The organism is Endozoicomonas sp. SESOKO1, assembly GCF_024606265.1.
In the GTDB taxonomy this organism is placed as follows: Bacteria; Pseudomonadota; Gammaproteobacteria; order Pseudomonadales; family Endozoicomonadaceae; genus Endozoicomonas.
In genome coordinates, this window is record NZ_JAHHPP010000341.1 from 1 (window position 1) to 10,349 (window position 10,349).

The window sequence follows — 10,349 nt, forward strand, 5'->3', positions numbered from 1 at the left end:
CAGTAGGTATGAGATATACCAGCAATCTCAGCCACGTTTGTGGCACTCCAATACATCGTTTACACGGCGCACTTATATCACCGCCTGCGGGGCCCGGCCCGATTAGGCGATGCTTTACGACGGGTTTGGTAAAGGGTTCCCCTGTAGATTGCCCTGTCATTGCAGGTTCTACAGCGAGAGGTGTTGGTATTCTCGACACGGGTCGAACGAAGCCCTCATCCATAGCCGCTTAACGGCTTGGTAGTGGGAGCATGTCAAAGGTACCCAGCATAATGTTGAAAGAATCCATTACCGGATAGAGTGGGTAGAAAGTGCGTTGGCGGGCAAAATTCCGGGTCAGGTCATATTTAAAGTCGCTGAGAATAAAGTCCGGAACTTCAGGAGTCCACTGGTACCCCAGTTTCCTGAATGTGAACGCCTCACTTCGGGTTTGATAGCCTGAGTATGACTCTGGGAAGATCGTTAATACCGTTACTATTTCTCCGTCATCATCTGCCCGCATGCGAAATTTCGGGGTTAAATTAATTTCGTAGGCCCGGGAAATACCAACATTGAATTTTGATTTGGAAATGATTCGCACAAAAAAATCTCGTGGGGTAAGTTCATTGGCCTTTACCCGTCCTTCAGGAAAGATAATCTCAAACAAGTGACTTGAGTGATAGCGTTGCACCTGATGCTTCAACAGTTTTAATGAGTCTTCTGCAAAAAAACTGGCGAACGCATCAAAGTCAAAAGTATTCAGGGTTCGAATCATATCGAGGACAGTAGCTTTAAGCGTTTCTTTGTCAGCTTCCGACAGTGATGCATCCTGGGCGGGTATCGTTGATGTTATTTGTGCAGGGGCTGGTTTACTTTTATGGGAGTCAGTCTCTGCTTCACCAAGGCATGACTGAACAGTGACAAAGACGGTAAACATGCCAATAAGACATAATTGAATGACTCTGGACACTTGAACCTCCTGATAAAATATTGATTCAAAAAATGATGATTCCTGAATGGATTTTCAAATTGGTTCCAGAAACCCAGCAAAGCAATCCATCAAAGCAATTCACCAAAAGAGCATCAACAGAAGATAGCCAGTAATTCCGGTTTCTGCAGGAATAGAAATTCCCAGGAACTTTTCTGTTGTCAACGTTGTCAGTTACGCTAAATCAGGATTTCTGTTGCCCAATCGCTACCTAATCGTGAGTATGAAAGCATGATCAATCGTGCCGCCCTGCCGGTTTTTGCACAGGGGCTACCTGACCCCCCCGGGGCATTGTCGATTGAAGCCACAGATTATTCCCGGTCAGGTACTGGGCTGTACGGCCAGTTTAGCGCCATGCCCCTGAGGGAACGCAAGATTGAATGTTCAGGCCATTCAGAATACGTATGCCGTTCTTCACAGGGAGAGGCAAATGAATCACTTTCTCTACAGTGCTGGCATCGATACCCCCATGAGCCAGAAGTAGTCGATATCTACAGTTACATTACCAATGGGGCGAATGAAAAAATTGCAGAACTGGTCGAACATGGGCATGACCTTAACAAGAGTGGTGACTGTGATGAGCCACCACTATTTTATGCCTTGAATTTCGGTTCTCTGGAAACCGTTTTACTGTTACTGAAACTTGGGGCAGACCCAAATTTATACCGGTTCCGTCCCCGTTTCACATCCTTGAGCAGTGGTGATTATAGTTTGCGGGAGACGGACAAATTATCCCGGCTGGTACTGCTGCTCAGTTATGGTGCTAACCTACGGGATGATTACCAGGCATTTGGTGACGTGCTCGAAGATCACCGTATTCTTCGGCTTGCCGTGTATTTCTTTTGGGAAAAATATTGTGAGGCCCATGTCGGCCACACTCCCAGACCAGAGTCAGTTGCAGAGCTGAATCAATTGGTTTTTGCGCTACCTGTCCTGCAGATCACGGCATACGTCTCATTGTTTAATGATTATCCTGAGAGGTTGAACCAACCGGCAGAAAGCTTGCCTGACAACCTCAGGGATTTTTTTAAATTCATTGGTGCCTTATGAACTATTTACAGGAATTAGTGGCTGGAAAAAAAACGGCTGGTGGCTGTAGTGCAAGAGCGACAGCCAGTACTCAGTGGCTTGTGCCTGAATAGGCCTGAAGACAGTTGACGTTCCGAAGATAACGTTCACTTCTGACGGGGACTGAATTCTGACCCATAGGTCAAAATGGGGGCTAACAGCTAATTGATTCGATACAGGTATTTGCTTTATGGATGTTACTGCCGGTTGTTCTTCATCCGCCCCCATAGCGGTCACCGAGGTACCGGACAAGGTTCCTGGTTCTTCTGGTCATGCCTCCTTTCAAGGTAATGACGTGGAGCCAGTGTATGTCATTACCCAGTGCGGGCACCGCCTTGATTTGAACAGTATTTCCAGGGATTTTTCCCGACAGCTTATCGGCGAGCGCAAGTGCACAATTTGTCAGAAAGATCCGATGCCCCTGGTGAATGAGCCTGGCAGCAAGTGTTACACGGATCCATACTTCCCCGATCCGTCATTTTATTCCGCCTGTGGTTGTGGTTGCCTGCCGGTGGTAAGTACCCGTTTGTGCCAGGGAGTTAACGTCAATATCGGTATTGATGGCATTACAGCGCTTATGTTTGCAGCCCAGAGCGGCCAACGGGAAGTTGCCGAGCTGCTGATGGATTGTGGTGCAGAGGTTAATGCTGGTAAAGGCGTTGGCTTCACTGCCCTGATGATGGCATCCGAGCACGGGCACCTGCAGGTTGCCAGACTGTTGGTCGACAGAGGTGCTGAAATCGATGCCGCTATGGCTGATGGCTTCACAGCCCTGATGTTTGCCTGCCAGAACGGGCAATGGGAGATCGTCCGGATGCTGATCGACCTTGGCGCTGATGTCAATGCCGCTATGGCAGATGGTTCCACAGCCTTGATGTATGCAGCCCGGAACGGGCACACGAATATCGTCGGGCTGCTGATCGAGCATGGCGCTGTGCTCAATGGCGCAATGGACATTGCCCTGATGGCGGCAGCTACTTCTGGGCAGTGGGAGGTTGCCAGGCTGTTGATCGCCAAGGGTGCCAGGGCCGATGCCGTTATGGACAGTGGCGCCACAGCGCTGATGTTTGCCGCCCAGAACGGGCACTGGCAGGTTGTCGACCTGTTGATAGATAACGGCGCTGAGGTCAATGCGATGATGGAGGATGGTTTCACTGCCCTGATGCTTGCTGCCCAGAACGGTCAGTTTGAGGTCGCCGGGGTGCTGCTCAACAGGGGAGCTGACGTCAATGCCGGTCTGGATGGTGGCGCCAGGGCCGTGATGTTGGCAGCCCAGAACGGGCATCTGGGGATTTTACGGCAGCTGATCGACAGTAACGCTGAGGTCAATGCCGTTATGAAAAATGGTACCACCGCCCTGATTTTGGCATCCACGACAGGCCACCTGAAAATCACTGAGCTGTTGATCAACCACGGCGCTGATGTCAATGCCTGTTTGGACAATGGCTCTAATTCCATTATGGTGGCAACCCGGAACGGGCATTCTGAGGTTGCCGAACTGCTGGTGAGTGCTATGGCAAGGGAGGGAAAAAAATACCAGTCAGGATGACATGAAATTGCAGTGACTGATATTTAGCAGCGCTTTTTATGAAATACCTTCTCAAATGGTGCTGCGCATCATCCCTCGCCGGGTGACTCACCTTCGTTTTCCTGCTCTTTGATTTCCTGCACCCAGCGGAATACTTCAGCGACGGGCTCAATCAGTTCGCCGGGAATGAAATCGGCAATGTTCAAATGAAACAGGGCATGGGCCAGAGGCACGTTTTCAAGCACCGGAATGCCTTCTTTTTCAGCAATCTTGATAATGAACCGGGCATGGCCACCACGACCTTTAACCGTGACAATGGGCAGTGGCGTCTTACCTTGACGGTACTGTAATCCAATGGCCAGGTGGGTCGGGTTTTTAATAACAACATCAGACTTGCCGGTGTTTTCCGCCTGGTTCAGTATTTCCTGATGGATCTCCTTACGCTTGCCCTTGATCTCCGGGCTACCTTCACTCTCTTTGTGTTCCCGCTTGACTTCATCCTTGCTCATCCGGTTCTGTTTCATAAAGTTGTAACGTTCAAACATATAGTCGAGAACCGCAATAATAACGAAAGCGACTATTGCGTAGAGCAGCAGCTTTTTTATCAGATGGGCGGCAAAGGGTAATATGCATGAACTGCCGCAATAGGGCATATCGACCATATCGCCCACACTGCTGTAGATGACGTAGTACACAACAAATGACAGAAAAAGAATTTTAATCACCGACTTGAAAAACTCGACCAGGTTTTTCATGGCGAAAATCTTTTTCAACCCGCCAACCGGGCTGATTTTTTGAATATCCGGTTTGATGCCTTCAGGCGCAAACAGCAGGCCAAACTGCATGACATTGCCGATAATCGCCGACACCATGGAGACGGCGACCAGGGGGATCAGCAGTTCCATGGTCATATTAAGAAGGCCGTGGGTCACTATTTTAAAAGAGACCTCAAATGGCTCGTTGTAGCTCAATGTAGGAAACAGCACCATCTGCTTGAACTTATCGATAAAGGTGTCGCTCATGTACCAGAGTAATGCCAATACGGCGATCAGGTTAAAGGTGCCGGATACCTCTTTACTTTTGGCAACCTGACCTTTTTCCCGCGCGTCGCGGAGTTTTTTGGGGGTGGGTTCTTCGGTTTTCTCGGCACTCATTTCCAGATCACTCCCAATGATTCAAACATCTCGGGGATTCCCATCATGTATTTGTGGGACAGTTCCAGAATAGTCGCCATGTAAACCACCAGAATGGCCAGGGCAACGGCGGATTTAATGGGCATGGCCAGGATGAACACGTTCAGTTGGGGAGCCGCCCGGCTGATCAGGGCAATGCCAAATTCGGTAATGAACATACAGATAATGACCGGCGCAGAGAGCCACATGGACAGTTGGATAATCAGGTCAAACTGGCCCAGGAAAAACGTCACCGCTTCCTGGTTGATGTTCGGGAAGTAGCTGAATACCGGCCAGACTTGATAGGTGAGCATCACGCTTTCCAGTATCAAGAGAAACAGCCCGCTGCTCATGACCATGGCAATAAGTGCCTGGCTGAACAGGATGCCCATGGGCGAGGTTTCTGCGCCGGAAAATGGATTCAGGGTACTGGCCATGGACGCACCCCGCTGGTTATCAATAAAAAAACCGGCAGCCTCTAGTGCCCAGAAGGGAATCGCCAGCACAAAACCCATGATGGCACCGATAAAGGCTTCCTTGATAACGATGCCGCCGGTGTCATAGATTGACAGCGCTTCGTCCGGTTTGGCCTCAGACAGCATGGGGTGCATGAACAGCACCAGGCACATGCAGATGCCGTTACGTATCATGGCCCCGCCAAGGTTTCGCTTGTGCAGCATTGGCAGAACCGTAAACAGGGCAACGATGCGGGGCATCCCCATTGACAGTATGTAAAACCACTCTTTCAGATCGTCAATGGGCAGGAGCATGGTCAGAGCCTTTGTAGCATTTCCATGATGGCCAGTGAGAAGTTATAAATCTCGATGCCCATCCAGCGGGATGTCAGGAATATACTGATAATGACCGCGACGAGCTTGAACGCAAACGGCAGGGTCTGTTCCTGAATCTGGGTCAGTGCCTGAATCAAACTGATGAGCAGGCCAACCACCGATGCTGCAATGATAGGAGGCATGGACAGCAACAGTGTCAGCCAGAGTGACTGAGCCGTGAGTGTCAATATATGCGGGTCATGCATAGCTCAGCACCAGTCCGTGGATGAGACGGGTCCAGCCATCCAGCAGTACGAACAGCAAGAGCTTGAAGGGCAGGGATATGGTCATCGGTGACACCATCATCATACCCATGGCCAGAAGGATGTTAGAGACGATCAGGTCAATAATGATAAACGGCAAATAGAGTAGAAAACCAATCTCGAAGGCCTTGGTCAGTTCACTGATACAGTAAGACGGCATCAGAACCACCAGGTCATCTGGGCTCAGTTGTGCCTGGTACGCCTTTGGCCACAAGATTCTTGCGCTTTTCAGAAAGAAGTTTCTTTCCCGCTCTGTGGTATTTTTTTTCAGGAAGTCCCGGTAGGGGGCTATCAGCAGCTCGATATCACTCATCAGTTGTTGACTGTCTTCGTTCTGAAAGCTGATATTCTCCTCCTGCACGATATCCCAGGCTTCAAAACCTACCGGCGCCATGATGTAAAGCGTCAGGATAATGGCCAGGGCGTTCATGGCGATATTGGGAGGAATCTGCTGCAGACCGGTAGCGTTTCTGAGGATGGAAAAAACCACTACCAGTTTCAGGAATGATGTACCCATCACTGCCAGAAAGGGCACCAGCGCCATCAGCGCCAGTGGGATCATCAGATAAAATGGACTGGTGAGAGTAATTGCGCCGCTTTCCATAGTCGCCTTTTCCAGTCTCAGGGTAGCAACAAGAGACTTTATCGTTTAGTTAAGGTGGTCAGTCGACAATTCTGGTAATACGTGCACCCAGTCGATTATTGATTTGTACCAGCTGGCACTCGGCAATCAATTTGCCGCCGGCGCGAACTTTAACCGGTTGTTCGATAGGACGATCCAGCTCGAACACATGACCAGGCTGAAGAGACTGAACTTCCTGTGCAGTGAACTGTTGTCGCCCTACTTCAAATAAAAGGTCAATCCCAATATCGGACAGGTCGATAGGCTCCTGTTCATAAGGCATTTGATCGTCTTCCATTGAGTCCATCCTGTGCTTGATGGTGATTTGAGAACCCTCGGCTTCCCCGACGAACGCGGTATCCGGGCCCATTCTGATAATCAGCTGCTGCCCGGTGACGTGGTAGTGAAAAAATACAATGTCACCGACTCCCAGCCCGCTGGTTTCCTCTTTGGACAGTTTTGCCCGTCCAAGTTCAAGGCCTGCCCAAACAGGTATATCGGTGGATTGCTCACGGATATGAGCAGGCAGTAGTTTGAGCAGCTCAAAAACAATGGGCGTGCTTTCCAGGTAAATAGGGTACTGGGTACCGCCTATCCGGATATTCATTGCCAGTTCTGCACGCCTGGATTTATCGGTATTAGGTGTCATGTCAAAGAACCTGATGGAAATCCCAAGCCCCTGCATCAGATGGTCCAGCAGGGTCTGCAGCCTGCTTTCCAGGGCAGCCAGCATCAAGTCTTTTGGCAGTTTCAGCAGTATCCGGCTGTTCAGGTGGTCCGGCATGAGGAGGTCGATCAATGCACTGCCGGTGTACAGGGAGACCGGTTGGTGATTTATTTCGAGATGCATACAGATGGCAGGCATATTTTCACCGGCAATACAGCTGAGCGAAATGTCCCACTGGTCCTCATTGACCGGCAGTGCAAACTCTGTCTGGCGGTTGCTGAGGATTTGGCCAAGCAGCAGCTGCGACGGTGAGACAGAGGGTAGATCAAGAGTTTCTGCTGCCATGGTCTAGCGCCTATGCCCGGTTGTTTCTGGAAGTGTTCTGGTCGTTATCTTCTGCCACATACTGGTTACGGGAGCGACCATCACTGTCCTGGTTATCGCCACCTGACATATTGATATTGACCTGAACCTTGTCGTTGGAGAATCGCTCCGCCAGCATTTTCTGCAAACTGGCTTCATGCTGGGCCAGAAAATTGCCGGCTTCTGCTGATGTGGTATTCATGGTGACGGTCAGCTCGCCGCCGTGTCTCTGGATTCTGATCTCGGTTCCCGGAAGCACATTGTCCTTCAGGGAGATGCGCACCTCTGCGCCATTCACCGCATCCTTGGCAGACACCTGTATCTGGTCAGCCAGCTTCTGAAGTGCGGCATCAATTTCTTTTACGCTACTGGCCTGTTGGATCTCACGAAGCTGGGCATCGGCTTTAATCGGGTTCTGAGCGTTATTGACCATTGCATGCTCAGAGCCATCGCGGGCATTCTGGAACATATTCTCACCATTCTCATCACGAGAACCTTTTTCCTGGCGCCCCTTGATAGCCTCTTTAGAGCTTTTGTTCTGCTCGGCCAGCAGGCTTTCCAGGCTTTGTTCCTTATCGCTTCCTGCCTTTTTCGCTTTGTCCCGATTCTCTTTTGTCATGCGATCAGCAAAGTCGTTAGCCTGCTTCTCGGATACTTTGCTGCTTTGCTGATTAGCATTATTCTGCTGAGGGGGTGGAGTTGGCTGAGTGTTGCCAGTTGGATTCACGCCTGTTGACATGATGATTAACTCCTATTCCTTGGATTTAACGGTAAATTCTTCCATTTCCAGGTCTTCAAGACGTTTGGCCTCTTTCTCAGCCTCTTCATCCTGTACCTTGCAGAACTCTTCAAACTTCTCAACAGCCAGCTTGGCCTTATAGTGAGCCTGTTTCGCTGCTTCAAGTACCTGCTCTGCCTTGACTACCTGTTGTTCTGCTTCTGCCACCCGTTGTTCTGCATCGGCAATGGCCTGTTCCAGAGAGGCATCTTTCTCTCGTAACAGGGCAACTTTCTGCTTCAGCAGGTCCAGATCATGCTGCTGAATACTGGTGTTCATAATATTATCGTATAACCGCTGCTCTTCTTGACTGCGCCATACAATATACTCTTCCAGATCCTGTTGACGTTGTGCCACTTCCTGCTTGCGTCGTTCGACCTCCTGATGGGCGAGGTCCAGCTCATGCTGACAGCGTTTGACCTCACGTTCAGCAGACTGTTCCCGGATGTTTTTAACCTTCAGCAGATCATGCAGCATCTTTTCAGTAACCTACGATTTGCTGTAGTTGGGCAATTGTCTGGTCGAGGGGCATCAGCTCATCCGTTCTCTGCTTGAGAAAAGACCGGATGGTTTCAATTTTCTGAATGGCCTCGTCGGCCAGTGGGTCAGCACCCTGTTTGTATTCGCCGACTTTTACCAGCAACTCAATATCTTCATATTTGGACATCAGGGCTCTCGCTCGACTGACTGCCGCACGATGGTCTTCGGTGGTAATGGCATTCATGACACGGCTGGCACTGGCCAGCACATCAATCGCCGGGTAGTGCCCGGATGCAGCCAGCTTGCGGGAAAGAATAATATGACCGTCAAGAATCGAGCGGGTTTCATCCGCTACCGGCTCAGTCATGTCATCCCCTTCAACCAGTACGGTATAGAGTGCCGTGATAGAGCCTACATCTGACATCCCGGTCCGTTCCATCAGCTTGGGAAGGGTGGCAAACACCGAAGGGGGGAAGCCACGGCGGGTCGGTGGTTCTCCAGCCGCCAGTCCAATTTCACGCTGGGCACGGGCAAAACGGGTGACAGAATCCATCAGCAGAAGGACCCGTTTACCTTTATCACGAAAATACTCGGCAACGGCTGTGGCTGTGTAGGCGGCCTTGGAACGCTCCATGGAGGACTTGTCGGAGGTCGCCACAATAATAACGGACTTCTTAACCCCTTCCGGCCCAAGGTCGTGCTCAATAAACTCCCGCAGTTCCCGTCCCCGTTCACCGATCAGGGCAAGCACGGTGACATCCACTTCTGCTCCCTTAACCAGCATGGACAGCAGGGTACTCTTACCACCACCGGCAGCCGCAAAAATACCCATTCTTTGCCCTTCACCACAGGTTAGAACGCCATCAATGGCTTTAACGCCCAGGGGAATGGGGTGGTCAATAATTCTTCGGGTCATCGGGTCGGGGGCATCGGTATACACCGGATAATGAGCTTCAGGCTCAATGCCATTAAATGCGTCAGGATTTAACGGATTGCCCATACCATCCAGCACATGCCCCAGCAGGTGAGGACCAACGGCCACGTGATGAACTTTGCCGGTTGGGATCACTTCAGTGGTGGAGGAGATCCCCATAATTTCACCCAGGGGGGATAGTACCGTCTCGTGTCCCTGGAAACCGACCACTTCAGCGTAGGAGTTCCGGTCACTGTCATCAGGATTGTTGGGGGATACCAGCTCGCAGAGCTCACCGATTTTGACGCCAGGCACTGCCGCTTTGATGATCATTCCCTGAACTTCAGTAACACGACCACGGATATCAATCAGCCTGCCGCTTTCCACGGTACTCTGCAGCGCATTGGTGAGATAATTGAAAGTTTGAGCCAACTTGATGCCTCCATTTTTTTTTGGATGTGCCACCATCGAGATCCTTCTGATCTATATGCCTCAAGGTGCACTTTGAGAATTCAGTACTTCCTGCACTGACGGCATAGAGTCATTATCCAGATGCGGCAGAGTATAGTTGTTCTACTCCGTGCTTGGCTGAAAACTGGATAAAGGATTCCCTGATTCCATTACAGGCTTCTACTTCTCTTTCGGCCTGATGGTTTCGAGCTGAAATGGTGCTGATAAAATAAATTCAGGTAGAGGGG

Annotated in this window: 11 protein-coding genes; 2 read left to right on the forward strand and 9 right to left on the reverse strand. The window is 50.4% G+C overall.

The annotated features are described in order from the left end of the window. Nucleotides 1-229: 229 nt before the first annotated feature. Complete coding sequence (locus tag KDK13_RS15315; protein WP_257285845.1) at nucleotides 230-949, reverse strand: hypothetical protein; 720 nt, start codon at nucleotides 947-949, stop codon at nucleotides 230-232. A gap of 249 nt (nucleotides 950-1,198) precedes the next feature. Here KDK13_RS15315 and KDK13_RS15320 point away from each other — a divergent pair, with 249 nt between their 5' ends. Beyond that, nucleotides 1,199-2,017 (forward strand): ankyrin repeat domain-containing protein, encoded by an 819-nt coding sequence (locus tag KDK13_RS15320; protein WP_257285846.1) that lies wholly within the window; start codon nucleotides 1,199-1,201, stop codon nucleotides 2,015-2,017. A 208-nt stretch (nucleotides 2,018-2,225) separates the two neighbouring features. After that, on the forward strand, nucleotides 2,226-3,584 hold the full coding sequence (locus KDK13_RS15325; protein ID WP_257285847.1) for an ankyrin repeat domain-containing protein: 1,359 nt from the start codon (nucleotides 2,226-2,228) through the stop codon (nucleotides 3,582-3,584). A 68-nt stretch (nucleotides 3,585-3,652) separates the two neighbouring features. On the opposite strand, the gene sctU is transcribed toward KDK13_RS15325, so the two are convergent. The 8 genes from sctU to sctN are packed head-to-tail and all read right to left on the reverse strand — an operon-like array spanning nucleotide 3,653 to nucleotide 10,083. Continuing rightward, nucleotides 3,653-4,717 carry a type III secretion system export apparatus subunit SctU gene (gene sctU, locus KDK13_RS15330; protein ID WP_257285848.1) on the reverse strand — a complete coding sequence of 355 codons (1,065 nt, stop codon included), beginning with the start codon at nucleotides 4,715-4,717 and terminating at the stop codon, nucleotides 3,653-3,655. Further along, on the reverse strand, nucleotides 4,714-5,505 hold the full coding sequence (sctT, locus tag KDK13_RS15335) for a type III secretion system export apparatus subunit SctT (RefSeq protein WP_257285849.1): 792 nt from the start codon (nucleotides 5,503-5,505) through the stop codon (nucleotides 4,714-4,716). The genes sctU and sctT overlap by 4 nt, the downstream gene beginning before the upstream one ends. Nucleotides 5,506-5,507: 2 nt before the next feature. Then, nucleotides 5,508-5,771, reverse strand: a complete 264-nt coding sequence (sctS, locus tag KDK13_RS15340) for a type III secretion system export apparatus subunit SctS (protein ID WP_257285850.1) — start codon at nucleotides 5,769-5,771, stop codon at nucleotides 5,508-5,510. Continuing rightward, on the reverse strand, nucleotides 5,764-6,432 hold the full coding sequence (sctR, locus tag KDK13_RS15345) for a type III secretion system export apparatus subunit SctR (protein WP_257285851.1): 669 nt from the start codon (nucleotides 6,430-6,432) through the stop codon (nucleotides 5,764-5,766). Before sctR ends, sctS begins: the two co-directional genes overlap by 8 nt. 58 nt (nucleotides 6,433-6,490) lie before the next feature. Beyond that, nucleotides 6,491-7,462, reverse strand: a complete 972-nt coding sequence (gene sctQ, locus KDK13_RS15350; protein WP_257285852.1) for a type III secretion system cytoplasmic ring protein SctQ — start codon at nucleotides 7,460-7,462, stop codon at nucleotides 6,491-6,493. A 10-nt stretch (nucleotides 7,463-7,472) separates the two neighbouring features. Then, entirely contained in the window at nucleotides 7,473-8,219 is a 747-nt protein-coding gene (locus KDK13_RS15355; RefSeq protein ID WP_257285853.1) for a type III secretion HpaP family protein, read from the reverse strand. A gap of 12 nt (nucleotides 8,220-8,231) precedes the next feature. Beyond that, on the reverse strand, nucleotides 8,232-8,735 hold the full coding sequence (locus KDK13_RS15360) for a type III secretion protein (RefSeq protein ID WP_257285854.1): 504 nt from the start codon (nucleotides 8,733-8,735) through the stop codon (nucleotides 8,232-8,234). A 4-nt stretch (nucleotides 8,736-8,739) separates the two neighbouring features. Then, entirely contained in the window at nucleotides 8,740-10,083 is a 1,344-nt protein-coding gene (gene sctN, locus KDK13_RS15365) for a type III secretion system ATPase SctN (protein WP_257285855.1), read from the reverse strand. Nucleotides 10,084-10,349 lie beyond the last annotated feature (266 nt).

Excerpts from the sequence above, each read along its gene's own strand:
- KDK13_RS15320 (WP_257285846.1), top strand. The coding sequence starts at position 1,199 with ATGATCAATCGTGCCGCCCTGCCGGTTTTTGCACAGGGGCTACCTGAC.
- KDK13_RS15360 (WP_257285854.1), bottom strand. The coding sequence starts at position 8,735 with ATGCTGCATGATCTGCTGAAGGTTAAAAACATCCGGGAACAGTCTGCT.
- sctT (WP_257285849.1), bottom strand. The coding sequence starts at position 5,505 with ATGCTCCTGCCCATTGACGATCTGAAAGAGTGGTTTTACATACTGTCA.
- sctU (WP_257285848.1), bottom strand. The coding sequence starts at position 4,717 with ATGAGTGCCGAGAAAACCGAAGAACCCACCCCCAAAAAACTCCGCGAC.
- KDK13_RS15325 (WP_257285847.1), top strand. The coding sequence starts at position 2,226 with ATGGATGTTACTGCCGGTTGTTCTTCATCCGCCCCCATAGCGGTCACC.
- sctQ (WP_257285852.1), bottom strand. The coding sequence starts at position 7,462 with ATGGCAGCAGAAACTCTTGATCTACCCTCTGTCTCACCGTCGCAGCTG.
- sctS (WP_257285850.1), bottom strand. The coding sequence starts at position 5,771 with ATGCATGACCCGCATATATTGACACTCACGGCTCAGTCACTCTGGCTG.
- KDK13_RS15355 (WP_257285853.1), bottom strand. The coding sequence starts at position 8,219 with ATGTCAACAGGCGTGAATCCAACTGGCAACACTCAGCCAACTCCACCC.
- sctR (WP_257285851.1), bottom strand. The coding sequence starts at position 6,432 with ATGGAAAGCGGCGCAATTACTCTCACCAGTCCATTTTATCTGATGATC.